Raw genomic sequence first — 15,681 nt, forward strand, 5'->3', positions numbered from 1 at the left:
AGCGCGGCCGGTCAGCGCCGCTTGGCGGCCAGCAGCAGCACCAGGCCCAGCACCGACATGACCAGGCCCATGCCGTAGGCGGAGCGGTAGCCGAAGTGCTGCGCCGCGCCCAGCAGCGGCCCGGACAGCATCGAGCTGATCTTGTACGTGTTGGTGTAGAGCGTGGTGGCGTAGCCGGGGCGGTCCGGGGCTAGGTCCTGGAAGTAGGAGATGCCCAGGCCCATCACCGCCGAGATCACCACGGCGTGCAGCACCTGCGCGGCCATCACCTGCCAGGTCTCCTGGGACACCAGCACGACCCCGTAGTAGGCCAGCGCCACCACCCCGCCCGACAGCACCAGCACCCGCTGGCCGCGCCGGACCGCCAGCGCGCCGAAGCCCAGCATCAGCGGGATCTCCAGCGCCGCGCACAGGCCCAGCACCAGGCCCGAGTCCGCGAGCGTGCCGCCGAGGTCCTCGGTGACGAACAGCGGCATGGCCGCCACGCCGACCGACGTCGCGCCCTGGAGCAGGACGAACGCCAGGCCCGCGAGCACGATCTCCCGGCGCCGGCCCGAGCGGTCCGCGACCACCTCGGGCGACGCGGGCTCCGAGCGGCCCAGCTCCGGCAGCCACCGCACGATCACCAGCGCGGACAGCGCGTAGCACGCCGCGGTCGTGACGAACAGGCCGGTGAACCCGGCGCCGGACATCAGCAGCGCGCCCAGCGGCGGCCCGGCCACCCACGAGACCGACACCAGCGTGCGCAGGCCGCTCATCACCAGCGGGACCCTGGTCGAGCCGCTGCGGTCGAGCGCCTGCCGGGCGTAGGCGAACATCTGCGGCATCTGGGAACCAGCGACCGCCGCCAGCGACACCGACACCACCAGCAGGACCCAGTACTCCCGGACGAACGCGAACAGCAGCCACGCCGCCGCGCCCGCCGCGCTCGCGGCCAGCAGCAGCAGGCGGCGGATCGCCCGGGAGTCGGACAGCCGGCCGATCGCGGTGCTGACCGCGATCGAGCTCAGCGCGCTGGTCAGCAGGAAGGCGCCGACCGCGAACGGCCCCGCGTTCATCTCCTTGATCAGGAACACCGACAGCAACGGCCCCACCAGCGCGTACCCGGTGCCGGTCAGCAGGCTCACCGAGATCAGCGGCACGAAGGGCTTGGCAGGGGCGGGGACCCTGGTACCGCTCAGCACATCCACACCGCCGATCCTCACCGCCCGGTCGGGCGGTGAGGAAGTGGATTTCCACCACCTGGTCCATGAGAGCGGTCACACAGGCGTCGCCCGAGCCACCAGGACGGCCATGTCGAGGGGCAGTTCGCGGATGTCCTCCAGGGTGAAACCGTGTTCGGCCAACAACTCCCGGTGCCGGTCGGCGGTGCGCTCCCCGCCCAGCGCGGTGTTGACCATCATGTGGACGTTGAACGACAGCGGCAGCACCGACCGGTCGTCGCGGATCGGCCGCTCCACCACGGCGAGCAGCGCGCCGTCGGGCATCGCCGAGCGGACGTTGCGCAGGATGGTCGAGCAGCGCTCGTCGTCCCAGTCGTGCAGCACGCGCGAGAGCAGGTAGACGTCGCCGCCGGCGGGCACCGGGTCGGTGAAGAAGTCGCCCGCGACCACCTCGGCCCGGTCCGCGCAGCCCGAGCGGGCCAGCACCTCCCGGGCCGCACCGGCCACGTGCGGGCGGTCGAACAGCACGCCGCGCAGGCCGGGCGCGGCGGCCAGCACGAGGCCGAGCAGCCTGCCGTCGCCGCCCGCCACGTCGACCACGGTGCCGGTCTCGGGCAGGTCGAGCAGGCCGGGCACCAGGTTCAGGAAGCTCGTGCCCGCCGCCATCGCACCCTCGAACAGCCGCGCGTCGGCGGGGTGCACGGCGAAGTGCTCGAACGGCAGCACGCCGTAGAAGTGCTCGAACGCGCTGCCGCCGACGCGCAGGGTCTGCTCCAGGGCGGTGAACGACAGGTAGAACAGGCCGCCGTAGAGGCGGGCGAGGTCGCGCAGCGAGCCGTCGGCGTCGGCGCGCAGCAGCGCGCCGGCCTCGGTGAGCGACCACGCGTCGCCGTCCCGGTGGAGCACGTCGAGCGCGCCCAGGAAGGCCAGCACGCGGTGCAGCTCGCGCGGCCGCGTGCCGGTGCGCTCCGCCAGGTCGGCGGTGGTGCGCGGTCCGCCGGCGAGCAGGTCGGCCACGCCCAGCTCGGCGACCGCCGCCACGGCGCGGGTGCGCCAGGCCCCGGTCACCAGCTCGAACATCGCCCGCCGGGCCTCGTCGGGCCGGCCGAGGTGGCGGCGCAGCAGGTCGGTCCGGTGGCCGGGCAGCCGCAGCTCCACCCCGGTGCGGCCGCGCAGGTGCAGCGCGGTCGCGTTCCCGCGCGGGTCGTGGCCGCCGCCGTCGGGCACGAGGCCGGCGTCCCTCAACGCCTCGTAGACGCCCCTCGACACCACCTCGTCCCCGGCGACGCGGAACACCGGGTGCGCCCACCCGAAACGGTCCGGACCGGAGCGGTCCGGACCGGCGGGACCGCCCAGGACGGACACCTCCAGCCCGCGCGGGCAGCCCGGCAGCGCGCAGCGCACGAGCCGCACGTCCGCGCCGAGGTCGTGCCCGGTGAGGCGGGCCAACCGGTCCCGTGTCGGCTCGTCCGGCACCTGCTCCTCCGGGCGAACGCCCAGTTCGACCAGCGCGGCCACCACGTCGTCCACGCTCCGCGCCGCGACCAGCACGGCGGTGTGCGTGAACTCCAGGTGCGCGGCCGGTCCCCCCGGTACGTCGAGCGCGGCCGCCAACGCCTGCTCGGTGCTCGTGGACCGGGTAGAGCGCACCGCCTCGGCCAGTCGGCGGTACTCCGGTTCGTCCAGCGCCTCGTGGTCGCCGGTCTCCGTCAGGGCCATGCCAGGTCCTCCCCAGCGAACGGCCGTGCCCTGCCCCTCGGGACAGGGCACGGTGATCTCGTGACCCCGTGTGAAGACTATTCGGCTTCCAGCTCGGGGTGAAGCTCCACATCCGCCCAGCGCACCAGCCCGGCGATGCGCGGTTGTCCGTCGTGCCGCCAGGACATGCTCGGCTTGGTCATCGCGCCCGGCGCGCAGATCCGACTCGCGCCCAGCACCGCCAGCTCGCGCCCGACGCGCCGGAGCTCCTCGCCGACCGCGCCGAGGCCGACGTTCTGGAGGTGCCGGGCGTAGGGCCGCACCAGGTCGACCGCCGCCGCGAGGTCGGGCACCGGCACGATGCGCGCGACCCGGTCGCCCGCGCCGGTGAGCGGGAGCAGCGAGTCGTCCAGCAAGACCGTCCACTCCAGACCGTCCGGTGCCCACACCTCGCTGGTGTCGCTGGTGGCGGACCGCCACTCCGCGACCAGCCTGCGGTGCTGGAGCGCGATGGCGTCGTGCGCCTCGACCGTCCCGGGTGGACAGTCGACGGCGGCGCGGCGCATCGCGTCGGCCAGGTGCCGGGCCACCGCGCGGGCGTGCGCGGCCTGCACCAGGTAGACCTGCGGCGACAGGCAGGCGTGCTGGTCGAAGTCGCTGCAGTCCGCGGCGATGCGGCGGGCCACCTCGGCGGGGCCGTGCCGCGTCGCGTACTCGGCGCTGACCAGGCCGAACGAGAACTTGTGCGCGTGCTCCTCGTAGAGCTGGTGCGGTTGGACCCGCGCCCGGACGGCCGCGCACGCCTCGTCGCCGCCGTAGACCACCACGGCGTCGGCGTGCGCGAGGGCGGCGGTCAGCGCGGCCTCGTCGTCGCGGTCCCAGTAGGTGGCCACCACGGCGTCGGCCAGCACCGGCTCCACCTCGTGCAGGGTGCGCAGGAACGCGGCGGTGAAGTGCGGCTCCTTGGCCGGGACCTTCGCGATCAGGCTCGACTTGACCAGCAGCGCGCGGACCAGGGACCGCGCCGGGAGACCGGGCACGTTGCCGGAGAACACCGCGAGCGTGGTGCCCGGCCCGACCGCGGTGGTGCCGCCGCGGAAGCCGTCGAGCACCTCGGGGTCGCCCAGCTCGCGGGTCAGCGCGGCCAGCAGCGACTCGGCGCGCAGGTTGCCCACCTCGGCGTCCAGCGCGCGGTCGACGGTCTCCTCCGACATGCCGGTCACCAGCGAGGCGTCCCGCACCACGGCGCGGCGCGGGGCGAAGTCGCGCTTGGCCCAGCGGTCGGCCACCTCGTCGAAGGCGGCCACGACGTGGCGCACCGGCAGCTCGCGCAGCCGTTCGTGCGCGGCCCGGAGCCCGGCGCCGATCCCGTCCCAGTCGGCGGGCCGCTCGCCGCGCCACTCGTGCGCGCCGGAGCGGAGGGTGAACGACGTGCCCGGGTGGGTCACCCAGTCGGGCATCCACGACACGGTCACGCGGCACCTCCGGTGATCTCGTCCAGCGACAGCGAGCAGCCCCGGCTGGTGCTGCCGGCAATGCGCCCGGCGATGGCCACGCCCTCCGGGCCGGCGATGCCGAGGTCACCGGTGAGCAGCACGTACGGCCGGTCGAGCAGGGCGTAGTCGGTGATCTCCAGCAGACCGGGGCCCGTCTCGCGGTACTCGCGGGTGCGCGGGTCGCGGACCCGCGGACCGCCCGCCGGGCCACCCGCCTTGGGCCGTTCGCCCAGCGGGCCCACCGGGGTGTCGGCCGAGTCGTAGAGCGGGTTGGCGATCTCGGTCATGCCGAAGATGTTGCCGAACCGCTCGATGCCGAAGACCCGCCCGACCGCGTCGTGCAGGTCGTCCACGGCCATGACGCGCGAGCGGCCCTTGAAGCCGCCGCCGTCGTACATGCGGGAGCCCGGCGGTAACCGCCAGCGGCGGCCCTGCGCCTCCAGGGCGTCGCAGATGTTGACGAAGGCGAAGGTCGCGCCGACCAGCACGACCGGCAGCCCCTCGGCCACGGCGGCGTCGAGCCGCTGCGCCAGCAGCTCGAAGTCCACGCCCGCCTCCCGCACGACGGCGGTGCTGAGCCGGGGGTCGCCGACCGCCTCCGCGATGCGGGCCATGTCGAACGCGATGGCCATGTGCGGTGCGGCGCGCTCGGAGGGGACGAACGGCAGCACCACGGGCCTGACGTCGGCGAAGTCGATCTCCCGGCGGGCCCGCGCGGTGACCGCGACGCGCTTGAGCTCCAGGCCGAGCGGGGAGTACCGGACGCTGCCCCGGGTGCTGCCGGTGGTGCCGCTGGTGCGGAACTCGCGGACCACGGGCGCGTCGGGGAACAGGTGGGGGCCGCCGCCCTTGTAGGCGGTGTCCGGGACGCCGACGCCGGTGCCGACCTGCTTCCAGTACCTGGCGACCTCGGGCGAGTTGGTCCGGGCCAGTTCGACGAGCTGGTCCTGCGCGTCGAGCGGGTCGCCGTCCTCCTCTGCGACCAGCCTGACGAGGTGTTCGAAGAGCCGCGCGACGTGGGGGTCGTCGTGGGCGATGGTCATCGACTCCTCCTGCGGTGAGGGCAACCCGGACAGTCAGCAGTGGTTGATCGGGGGGCGCAAGATCGACCCCCGGAACGGGGTACCGCCAACCGGGTGGTTCGGGAGGGCCATAGGATGACTGAAAGCAGAGCCGGTGAAAACGAATGAACGTGTTCCGCTACGGGACCCGGAACGGCGTGAACCAGGGCGGAACGCCGATGGGAATTGCCCGATCCAGCCCCTGACCAGCACTGATGGTCCGATTCGCGGGTGCGGGCCGTGAGGTTGGTGGGGTTGCCGGGGGTGGTGGGGCGCACCGCCATACCACCGAACGAGAACCACCGGGAACGGGAGGAACCAAACGAGACGGCATGGTGCCGGAAGCGGCCTCGAACCGGCGCGCGGACCGTGCTCCACGTGTCCGACCCCGCCCGGACGGCCCTCCGGGAAGCGTCAGGCCGCCGTCAACCTTCCCTTATCGAGTGAACCTCATATCCTGTCGAGGGAAACCGACGGCCGTTCGGTAACGCTCTGTTCCGACGCTCCACCGATGGACGCAGGACCTGCGGGGTTCTCCGCATTATTGCGGCCTAGACGGACGTCCGAACATTCATACCGTAACGATGTCAGCGGGCGGGCTAACGATTGCCCTGAGCAACCGATATCGCCGCTATGGACGACGATTCCACTCCGGCGGTACGAGTAGACGCGCCCGAACGCCGGAACAGGGCGTCCGAACGCGTGACCCGCAGGAACCGCGCAGTCGCGGACCGAGCAACCACCTGGGGTGCCGGATGAACAGCCGAATGGTCGAACTCGAAGCAGTCCTGTCCCGCTCCGCCCCCGATCGGCTCGCGGCGCGGCGCCTCGCGGTGGAGCTCGCGCGCTCGCTGGACGCGCTCGGCGCGCGCCGGGACGCGGACCGGCTGCTGCGCTGCGCCGCCGCGCTGACCCGGATCGGCTCGGCCGACGCCGCGGACGTGCTGCTGGTGTCGATGCTGGCGCTGATCGACCCCACCTCGCCGGAGGCCGCGCGGGTGCGCGACCAGCAGGCGCTGGTGGCGGTCGCGCGCGGTCGCCGCGAACCCGGGGCGGTCGCGCCGCGCCAGGTGCGGCGGCGCGTGCCCGGCGCCGCGTTCGGCCGGGGCGCCCCGCTGCGCCAGGTGGTCGGTGACTTCCTCGACCCCGCGCCCGCCGCCGACCGGATCGCGGTCGGCTCGGTGGCCGTGGCGGTCGAGGCGGCCCACCCCGGCGAGACCGGCGCGCTGGAGCTGGCGCTCCAGCGCAACGCGGCGGTGCTCGGCTCGAACCACCCGCAGACGGCCGCGGTGCGGTTGAACCTGATGTGCGCGCGGTTCCGGATCGCCCGCGAGCAGGGCGACGCGGACGAGGTGGCCGAGGCGCTGGGCGACCTGCGCGAGGCCACCGACCGGGCGCTGGCCTCGCTGGGCTCCCACCACCCGCGGTCGCTGGTGGCGCAGGCCAACCTGGCGTCGGCCGAGTTCGAGCTGGCCCGGACGCGGCGGTCCGCCGAGCGGGCGCGGCTCGCGCTGCCCGCCCTGCGCTCGGCCGTCGACCGGACGGGTATGAGGCTGGGCTCGGACCACCCGCACGCGTTGATCGCCGCGGCGAACCTGGCCGCCGCCGAGCTGGAGCTGGCGCACGTGGAGGGCACCCGGCCGCAGGCGCAGCGCCTGCTGGACCTGGTGCGCGACGCGTCCGGGCGGGCGAGCGCCGCGCTGGGCGCCGACCACCCGGCCGTGCAGGAGCTGGACGAGCAGCGGCGGGCGTGCGAGGCGCTGGTGTCCGGCGCCGGGCCCGACCCGTCGTTCGAGCGCGGGTACGCCTCGTTCGCCGACGCGGGCCGTTCGCTGGCCACCGCCAAGCCCGGCACGCCGGCGGCGCGGCAGCACTCGCCGACCACGGCGGAGTGGCCGGCGGGCACCCTGCTGAACCGGCTGCGGGAGACCAGCCGCCAGGAGCTGATGAACCTCGGCACCACCGTCCGCTACGCCGCCGACCGCGAGATCATCGTGCAGGACGCCACCGACACGCACGCGTTCCTGCTGCTCGACGGCGTGGTCAAGGTGCTGGTCACCGACGAGGCCGGTGACAGCGCCGTGCTGACCGTGCGGGTGGCGGGCGACCTGGTGGGCGAGATGGCCGCGATGGACCACAAGCCCCGGTCCGCGACCATCGTGACCTGCGGCGACGTGGTGGCGAAGCTGATCACCAGCGCCGAGCTGCACAGCTTCCTGCACCGCCGCAACGACGGGTTCGTCGAGCTGATCGGCGTGATCGACGACCAGCTGCGGTGGGCCAACCGCCGCCGCCGCGACTTCCTCTCCCACAGCGCGGCCGAGCGGGTGGCGCGGGTGCTGGCCGAGCTGGTCGGCGCGCACGGCAGGCAGGAACTCGGCGGCTGGGTGCTGGGCATCCCGCTGACCAAGGTCGAGCTGGCCTCGATCGCGGGCATGAAGCCGCGCACGGCCGAGAAGGCGTTCGCGGACCTGCGCAAGGCCGGCGTGGTGGTCAGCCACCTGCGGCGCGACGTGGTGGTGCCCGACCTGGACCTGCTGCGGCGGTTCGCGCGGATGTGAACGCCCCGGTGGGGTGGGTGGACCCCACCCCACCGGGTCAGCGGCCCAGCAGGCGGTCGAGGAACGGGTTGCCGAACTTGCCGGCGGGGTCGAGGCGGTCGCGGAGCTCGACGAACCGGTCCACGTGCGGGTAGCGGGCGCCGAGGTCGGTCAGCTCGGTCAGCTTGCCCCAGTGCGGGCGCGGGTCCCAGGGGCCCAGGGCGTCCTCGATCCGGCGCAGCACCCGGCGGACCCCCTGCTCGTCGGGCCGCCAGGTGAAGTGGAGCGCCACGCTGTCGCGCCCGTGGACCGTGCTCAGCCACTGGGTGTCGGCGGCCACCGTGCGGATCTCGGAGGTCAGCAGGACCGGGGCGAAGTGCTCCTCGAGGGCGTTGAGGGCCCGCAGCGCGTCGGCGGCGTGCTCGCGGGCGATGAAGTACTCCGACTGGAGCTCCGCGCCGACGCTCGGGGTGAAGTCGGCCCGGAAGTGCGGGAGCCGCTCGTGCCACGGTCCGGGCTCGCCGAGCTGCGCGGTGCAGTTGAGGGCGGGCTGACCGGGCACCGGGTGGCGTGGCCCGTCGGCCTCGGTGGCGCCGGTCCAGGTCAGGTCGGGCCGGTCGTCGCCGGTGCGGCGCTTGGTGAACACCCGGGCGACGCCCTGCCAGGTGGTGAAGGCGCTGACGCTGTAGGCGCTGGAGAAGACCTCGTCGACGTGCTCGACCAGGGCGTCGAAGGGCATGTCGTCGAAGACCCGCTGCTCCACGTCGAACGTGGGCACGACGTCGAGGGTCATGGTGGTGACGACGCCCAGCGCGCCGAGCGAGACCACCGCGCCGTCGAAGTCGGCGTCCCGGCCGCGGGTGAGGGTGGTGAGGGAGCCGTCGGCGGTGACCAGCTCGACCTCGCGGACCAGGCTCGCGAGGGACGGGACGTCGTTGCCGGAGCCGTGGGTGGCGGTGGCGCAGGTGCCCGCGACGGTGATGTGCGGGAGCGAGGGCATGGCGGGCAGGGCCAGGCCCCGGGCCTGGAGGAGGTCGGCGAGGCGGGCCAGCCTGGTGCCGGCGCTGGTCCTGACCTCGTGCTCGCCGGGTTCGAACACCTCGGGCACGCCGTCCAGGCTGATCAGCGTGCCGGTGGTGTCGGCGACGGTGCTGAAGGAGTGCCCGGTGCCGACGACGTGGGCGGTCTCCGCTCGGGCGACCAGCTGCCGGAGGTCGTCGAGGGAGCGGGGGTGCCCGGTGCTCGCGGCGGAGAAGGTGACGTTGCCTGCCCAGTTGGTGCTCACCGGATCGATTCTGCCCCAGGACCGGCGGTGCCTCCCCCGGTCGGCGTCCCGCCCCGTCGGCCGGCCGTCGTCGCTCCGGCGCCTGGACCCCGCCCGGCGCGTGACCGGACTCCGGGCCGGGAGCCGGGCCCGAACCGGAACGGATCTCCCGCACTCCCCGTCCCAGGAACGTGCTGCGCTACCTGACGCTCGTCGGCGCCCTGTGCGCCGCGTGCGCGCCGTTCCTGCCCGGTGGCGTCCCGCGTCCCGGGCCGGACGCCTGGTCGATCGGGTTGGCCGTCGGGGTGGTCGTGGCGGCGGTGCTGGGCCTCGGCCGGGCGCGGCCGGCCGGGGCGGTGCTGGGCGCCGGGGCGGCGGTGGCGGCGCTCGTGCTGCTGGGACGGGACCTGGGCACCGGGTTGACCGGGGTGGACCTGCCCGTGCTGGCGGTGGGCGCGGTGGCGGTGGCGGTCGGGGTGTTCCGGAGCCGGGACTGGCGGGTGCGGCCCGTGGGCGCCGGGTTGGCGCTGGTGGTGGCGGTGGTGGCGGCAGGGGCGCCGGCGGGGGCCGAAGTCCTGGTCGTGCGGTCGGAGGCGCGGGACGCGCGGAACTCCGCGCCGGAACCGGTGGCGGAACGCCCCGGGGACCGCCAGTGGGCGTGGCAGCCCTCGTCCGACGTGGTGGGGGTGGTGGCGGCCGGGCACGGGGTGGCGGTGGGCCTGCGCGAGGGGGCCGTGGTGGGGTTGAACGGCCCCGACGGTCGGGAGGAGTGGCGGTACGCGCGGCCCGGGGCGCGGGTGGGCGCGGTGGCCGCGTCGATGGACCGGCGGGCCGTGGTGGTGGCGTTCGGGTCGACGAGGGACACGCGGGCCCAGCTGGTCGTGGTGCTGGACGCGGGCACCGGGCGGGTGCGCTGGCAGGTGGTCCTGCGGTCGGTGCTGGTGGAGGTGGGCGAGCTCGTGCCCGGGACGCGGACGCTGGCGGTGCGGGACCGGGACGTGGTCACCGGCTACGACCTGGACAGCGGCGAGGTGCGGTGGACGTGGACCGCGCCGGCGGGGTGCGGGTCGCGGTACACGCTGCCGGCCCGGGGCCGCACGACGGTGCCGGTGGTGGTGGAGTGCGGGGACGTGGTGGCCCTCGTGGCGCTGGACGAGGTGAGCGGGCGGGAGCGCTGGCGGCACGAGGTGCGCCCCGGGCCGTTGAACGGCGAGGTGTTCGACGTGGTCCTGGTGGGTGCGCCGGACGGGTCGGTGTGGTCGGCCCGGATGGCGGGCGGTGGGCTGTTCGACGCGGAGACCGGGACGCCGCTGGCCCGGCCGGAGGCGCCGTGGACGGCTCGGGTGGAGGTGGGCGCCACGCCGCTGCTGGAGCAGGCGGACGGGCGGACCTCGGCGCTTGACCCGAGGACCGGCGGCACCACGCCGCTGTCGGTCGAGGCGTGTCCCGGGCGGGTCGCGGACACCACGACGGCAACGACCTACCTGCGGGCCTGCCGGGACACCGGCCGGGAGCTGACCGTGGTGACCCAGCCGCTGGACGGGTCGCCGCCGGCCACGACCCCGGTGCGGCTGGACGGCTCCGGTTCCCGGTCCGACCTGCACCTGGTCGCCGCGCCGGGCGCCGTGGTGGTGGCCCGCGAGACCTACGGCGGCACGCCGTCGCCGGTGGTGGGGCTGGTGCCGCGCGACGCCGGGGTTGGTTCGGGCGAGGTCGGGGACGGGGTGGGGTGATCCGGCCGTCGGGTACCGGGCCGGCCAGGGCTCGACGGGCGCACCCGGGCGCGGTTCGGCTCGGCGGGCGTGAGGTCGCGCGTCACGAGAACTCCCACGGCGAGGTCGGCACCACGCAGCCGTCCCGAACCAGCACCCGCGCGAACCGGGGGTCGGCGGCCAGCCGGGCCAGGTCGGTGCACACCGGTGCGGTCAGCCGCGCGGTGCAGCGCCGGGTGGCGCGGGCGTTGAGCCGGGACGCCGCGGACAGCAGCGAGGAGCGCACCTCCCGGCCCGCGCCGGAGCGGACGCGCCGCACCAGCGCGTCCACCACGCCCCGCGCGCACACCACGCCGCCGAACACGTCGAGCACCGTCATCAGCGACGGCGGCACGCCGGCGTGCGCCTGCACCACGAAGTCGGTGGCCGGCGGCGGCCGGTCCCCCAGCTCGTCACCCCACCCCGAGGCGTGCGCGTAGACGACGCCCGGCCGCGCCCTGGCCACGTCGCGGGCCCGCAGCGCCCACCGCTCCGCCCTGCCGGGCGCCCAGTCGTGCAGGAACACGTCGGCGTCGGCGGCCAGCTCCAGCAGCTCGTGCCGCCCCGCCACGGTGGCCAGGTCGACCTCGACCACCCGCTTGCCCCGGTTGAGCGCGTGGAAGCGGGCCGACACCGGGCCGGACCGGCAGTCGGCCACCGGCGGCACGCCGCGGGCCGGGTCGCCGCCGGGCGGTTCGGCGCGCACCACGACCGCACCGAGCAGCCGCAGCAGGTGCCCGGCCAACGGGCCCTGGACCCGGCGGCACGACTCCAGCACGACCAGGCCGGACAGCGGCAGCGCGCCGCGCGGCGCGGGGACCCGCGGACCGGCCGCGCCGGGCAGCTCCGCGATCCGGTAGGCGGGCAGGTGGTCCAGGACCCGGTTGGCCACCCGCACCAGGCTCGTCCCGGTGGCGGCCGCCGCGCGTTCCAGCACCTGGAGCGGCAACCGCGCGGTCACCCCGGTCAGCTCGGGAGGCAGCGGGCAGGTGGCGGTGGCGAAGCGGTCGGCGAAGGTCCGCCACGAGCCGGCCACCGCCCGGGGGTCGGCGCGCAGGGCCGTCCAGAAGCGCCGCCACACCTCGGCGTCCGGCGCCTCCAGCTCGAAGGCCACCCCGTCACCGGACACGAACGGCGGTCCGCCCACGCCGAAGGGCACCACCGGGGCGTCGTCGTCCGCGGCGGTGGTGGCCGCGGCCAGGTACTGCGACACCGCCAGCAGGGCGGCCTGGGCGACGGAGGTGGTCACCGAGCGCACGGCCGCGCCGCGCAGCCGGGCCAACTCCAGCGCCGCGGCGCCGAGCGCGGCCAGCTCGCCGGCCAGGGTCGAGGCGTAGTCCAGGCCCAGTGGGGTGGGCCGCCCGAAGCGGCGGCCGTGGACGTGCATGAGCCCGCACGCGGCCTGCACGTCCAGCTCGCCGGCGAGCGCCAGGTCCACCGGGCCGGACCAGGGCACGGCCGTCAGCGTGGAGGTGGTCATGCCGGTTCCAGTCGGTGGGGATGGACGCAGATCCGCTCCAACCGGCCGGGGGTGGGCGAGTCGTGGGCGGCGGACAGGAGACGGTGCCGCTCGGCGACCCGCGCGCGTTCCGGGACGCGGGTGGTCACGTCCACCGCCCACTGCCGTGGATCTCGGCGGCGCCGGTCAGCCGGATGAGCAGGTCGAGGCGGCGGACCTTGCCGGTGACGGTGCGCGGCACCTCGTCCCAGGCCAGCACGTGCGGGGCGGCCAGGGGCGGCAGGTCGGCCACGGCGCGCCGCCAGGCGGGCGGGTCCAGCGGGCCGTCGAGCACCAGCACCGGGACCGGCGGGCCGCCGGGGGCGCCCAGCACCACGCACTCCACCACCTCGGGGAGCCGGTCCTCCAGCAGGTCCTCCACCTCCAGGCAGCTCAGGCCGGGCACGGCGTCCACCTCGCGGTCCAGCAGCCGCACCGCGCCGCCGCGGGTGAGCACGCCGAGGTCGCCGGTGTGCCACCAGGCCCCGCTGGTCTTGGCCAGCCAGCGGTCCTGCTCGCCGACGTACCCCGGGCAGCGGGCGGCGGTGCGGGCCAGCAGCAGCCCGGCCCGGCCGCGCGGCACGGGTTCGAGGGTGTCCGGGTCGACCACGCGCAGCCGGGTGCGGCCCGGCACCGGGCGGCCCAGGTCGCGCGCGTCGAAGGGGCGGTTGACCGCGCGGCGGGTGAGGAACCGGGAGGTCAGCGGACCGGTCTCGCTCTGGCCCCAGCCCTGCACCCACACCGGCCACCGGCGGCGGGACGCGTGCAGCATGGTCCGGACGACGGGCGGGTGCACCGCGTCGTAGGCGCTGACGAACAGCCGCACGTCGTGGAACGGGTTGTCGGGCCGGGCGGCCAGGGGACGCCACCGCGCGTAGGCGGCGGGCAGCGCCTCCAGGGTGGTCGGCGGGTGCTGCGTGAACACCCGCTCGGCGGAGCCGGCCTCGCTGAGCAGCACGACCTCGCGCGGAGCCCGGCGGAACACGCCCGCGGTCCAGCGGAACGCCCGGACGTGGGCGTAGGAGGCGCCGTTGGCGACCACGTCGTCCCGGCGCGCCCCGATGACCGGCCACCGCGCCACCCCGACGCGGGACGGCCGGTGCGCCAGGGTGCGGGTGGTGTGCACGACGAGCTTGGGCACGCCGGTGGTGCCGGAGGTGTGGTGGATCACCAGCGGTTCGTCGTCGTGCCTGCGCCGGGGCGCGGGCACGCCCTGGCCGCGCACGTCGTCCAGGGTCAGCGCGCCCTCCACCGCCGGGTCCAGCGACAGCACGCGGCGGGCGGCGTCGGCGGGCGGGCGGCGGTCGGTCACCAGCAGGGCCGGCTCCAGGCGCTTGAGCAGGACCTCCAGCACGTCGTCGGGCAGGCGACCGGAGATCAGCGCGGGCACCGCGCCGAGCCGGATCGCCGCGCACGCCAGCAGGGCGTAGTCGTAGTGGTTGCGCTTGACCACGGCGACGCGCTCGCCGCGGCGCAGTCCCGCGGCGTGCAGCCACCCGGCGGCCTCGCGCACCAGCCAGGCCAGCTCCGGCACGGTGTGCTCGACGGCGCCGGGACCGTCGCCGGGCGCGATGTCGAAGGGCCGGTCCAGGTGCACGGTGGTGTGCGGCCGGCGCGAGGCGACCTCGTCGAACAGCGTGCCCAGGTCGTGGGGTTTCACGCGTGCCATCCCCTCGGCACGGCCCGCGATTCGAATTCGAGCACTTCGGACCCGCGCGGGAACTCGCCGTTCCCGACCACTCCGACAACATTCCGCGGGGCCATCTGCCACAAATCACAAAATGCCGTCGATCGCGTGAAGAATGGCCCGGTCAACGCGCTCACCTCCGCTGTCGTCGCTCCGACTGCGAGCGTATGTCAGGCGGCCGGGAGAGCCTTGGGTCACCGGCCAGTTCACTCTTCCTGGTCAACTCGCGGACGCGGAGTTGACAACGTCGGCACATCCCCGACTAACGTCATCGGCAGGTAATTCCGATCGTTATTTCTCGATGTCTTCCGCGATCACACGGGACGGGCGGGGCTCTCTGGTGCGAACACTCGTCGTTGGGTTGGGGCGGGCCGGGGCCGACCTGCACCTGCCGGTGCTGGCCAGGGCTCGGGCCTCGGTCCGGCAGTTGTTCGACGACCGACCGGTGGTGGCGTGCGACCCGCGCCGGCTGCCCGCGGAACGCCCGGGGCTGGCGATGGTGGGCAGCCTGGCCGAGGCCGCCACGTTGCTGGACCCGGCCGAGACGGTGGCGCACGTGTGCACGCCGCCGGCGGCGCGCGCCGAGGTGATCGCGCAGCTGGCCGAGCGCGGGTTCCGCAACGTGATCGTCGAGAAGCCGCTGGCCGCGGACACCGACGACCTGGCCCGGATCACCCGGCTGCGGCGCAAGCACGGCCTGCGGGTCGCGGTGGTCGAGCCGTGGCTGACCAGCACGCTCGCCGAACGGCTGGTCGGGCTGGTGCGCGGCGGGTCGCTGGGCGAACCGAGGGCGATCTCGGTCGTGCAGGACAGGCCGCGCTTCCGCAGGTCGCTGACCAGGCCGAGCCACCCGACCGCGTTCGACGTGGAGCTGCCGCACGGCGTGGGGCTCGCGCTGCGGCTCGCGGGCAGCGCGCGGGTGACCCACGCAGCGGGGTTCGACCTGGTGGTGGGCGATGTGGTGGTGCCCAGGATGGGTGGCGCGCGGGTGGGGCTGCGGCACAACAACGGGGTGCGCACCGAGATCAGCTCGGACCTGACCTCGCCGGTGCGGGAGCGGCGGATCACCGTGGAGTTCGAGCGGGGCGTCGCGGTGGGCCACTTCGCGGTCAGCGACGACGACGACCACTCGCAGCTGACGGTGACGGTGAACGGGCACCGCGAGCACGAGGTGCTGCGGGACGACTCGATGACCGAGTGGATCATCCGGGCCTACCGGTTGTTCCACGCCGCCGGGGACCAGCACGCGCGGGGGTTCGCCTTCGCCACCGACGTGGTGCAGCTGCTGTCGGTGGCCAAGAACATCTGCGCGGAGCCCGTGGTGCCCGCGGCCCGGTCGGAGTCGCCGGGCCGGGTGGCGGCGGCGCACGTCCGCTGAACCGGTGCCGGCGGTGATTGCCGGCGCGGTGCTGCCGCGCACGGGAGTACCGGAAAAGCAGCGGCGGAACCGGGGCGGGGTGCGATTTCCCCGGAATGCGGCACGCGAAAATATTCCTGGCGGTCATCCGGTCGAAACAACGGGC

At 75.2% G+C, this 15,681-nt stretch carries 10 protein-coding genes; 3 read left to right on the plus strand and 7 right to left on the minus strand.

Translation table 11 applies throughout. From position 1 onward, the window contains the following. Positions 1 to 11: 11 nt before the first annotated feature. From Q5530_RS24075 to Q5530_RS24090, 4 genes are all read right to left on the minus strand, one after another. On the minus strand, positions 12 to 1,190 hold the full coding sequence (locus tag Q5530_RS24075) for a sugar efflux transporter (protein ID WP_380635034.1): 1,179 nt from the start codon (positions 1,188 to 1,190) through the stop codon (positions 12 to 14). A gap of 69 nt (positions 1,191 to 1,259) precedes the next feature. Continuing rightward, a complete protein-coding gene (locus tag Q5530_RS24080) occupies positions 1,260 to 2,882 on the minus strand; it encodes a methyltransferase (RefSeq protein ID WP_415365019.1) in 1,623 nt (540 codons plus the stop codon). A 77-nt stretch (positions 2,883 to 2,959) separates the two neighbouring features. Beyond that, a complete protein-coding gene (locus Q5530_RS24085; protein ID WP_415365020.1) occupies positions 2,960 to 4,336 on the minus strand; it encodes an acyl-CoA reductase in 1,377 nt (458 codons plus the stop codon). Next, positions 4,333 to 5,400: an acyl-CoA reductase gene (locus Q5530_RS24090; RefSeq protein WP_415365021.1), complete on the minus strand. Its 1,068-nt coding sequence runs from the start codon at positions 5,398 to 5,400 to the stop codon at positions 4,333 to 4,335. Before Q5530_RS24090 ends, Q5530_RS24085 begins: the two co-directional genes overlap by 4 nt. 773 nt (positions 5,401 to 6,173) lie before the next feature. Here Q5530_RS24090 and Q5530_RS24095 point away from each other — a divergent pair. Further along, positions 6,174 to 7,979 (plus strand): cyclic nucleotide-binding domain-containing protein, encoded by a 1,806-nt coding sequence (locus Q5530_RS24095; RefSeq protein WP_415365022.1) that lies wholly within the window; start codon positions 6,174 to 6,176, stop codon positions 7,977 to 7,979. A gap of 37 nt (positions 7,980 to 8,016) precedes the next feature. On the opposite strand, the gene Q5530_RS24100 is transcribed toward Q5530_RS24095, so the two are convergent. Continuing rightward, complete coding sequence (locus Q5530_RS24100; protein WP_415365023.1) at positions 8,017 to 9,243, minus strand: D-arabinono-1,4-lactone oxidase; 1,227 nt, start codon at positions 9,241 to 9,243, stop codon at positions 8,017 to 8,019. Positions 9,244 to 9,413: 170 nt separating this feature from the next. Between Q5530_RS24100 and Q5530_RS24105 the strand changes: the two genes are divergently transcribed. Next, positions 9,414 to 10,955 carry a PQQ-binding-like beta-propeller repeat protein gene (locus Q5530_RS24105; RefSeq protein ID WP_415365024.1) on the plus strand — a complete coding sequence of 514 codons (1,542 nt, stop codon included), beginning with the start codon at positions 9,414 to 9,416 and terminating at the stop codon, positions 10,953 to 10,955. A gap of 82 nt (positions 10,956 to 11,037) precedes the next feature. Here the strand turns inward: Q5530_RS24105 and Q5530_RS24110 are convergent, their stop codons facing one another. Together Q5530_RS24110 and Q5530_RS24115 are read right to left on the minus strand one after the other, a co-directional pair. Continuing rightward, entirely contained in the window at positions 11,038 to 12,453 is a 1,416-nt protein-coding gene (locus Q5530_RS24110) for a CoA transferase (RefSeq protein WP_415365025.1), read from the minus strand. Positions 12,454 to 12,577: 124 nt separating this feature from the next. After that, the gene (locus tag Q5530_RS24115; RefSeq protein ID WP_415365026.1) at positions 12,578 to 14,131 is read right to left on the minus strand and encodes a class I adenylate-forming enzyme family protein; all 1,554 of its coding nucleotides are present in this window, start codon (positions 14,129 to 14,131) and stop codon (positions 12,578 to 12,580) included. 367 nt (positions 14,132 to 14,498) lie between these two features. Between Q5530_RS24115 and Q5530_RS24120 the strand changes: the two genes are divergently transcribed. Beyond that, positions 14,499 to 15,536, plus strand: coding sequence for a Gfo/Idh/MocA family protein (locus Q5530_RS24120; protein WP_380635020.1), 1,038 nt, complete (start codon positions 14,499 to 14,501; stop codon positions 15,534 to 15,536). Positions 15,537 to 15,681: the final 145 nt, after the last annotated feature.

This window comes from Saccharothrix sp. BKS2, from assembly GCF_047689505.1.
GTDB classification, from domain to species: domain Bacteria; phylum Actinomycetota; class Actinomycetes; order Mycobacteriales; family Pseudonocardiaceae; genus Actinosynnema; species Actinosynnema lopnurensis.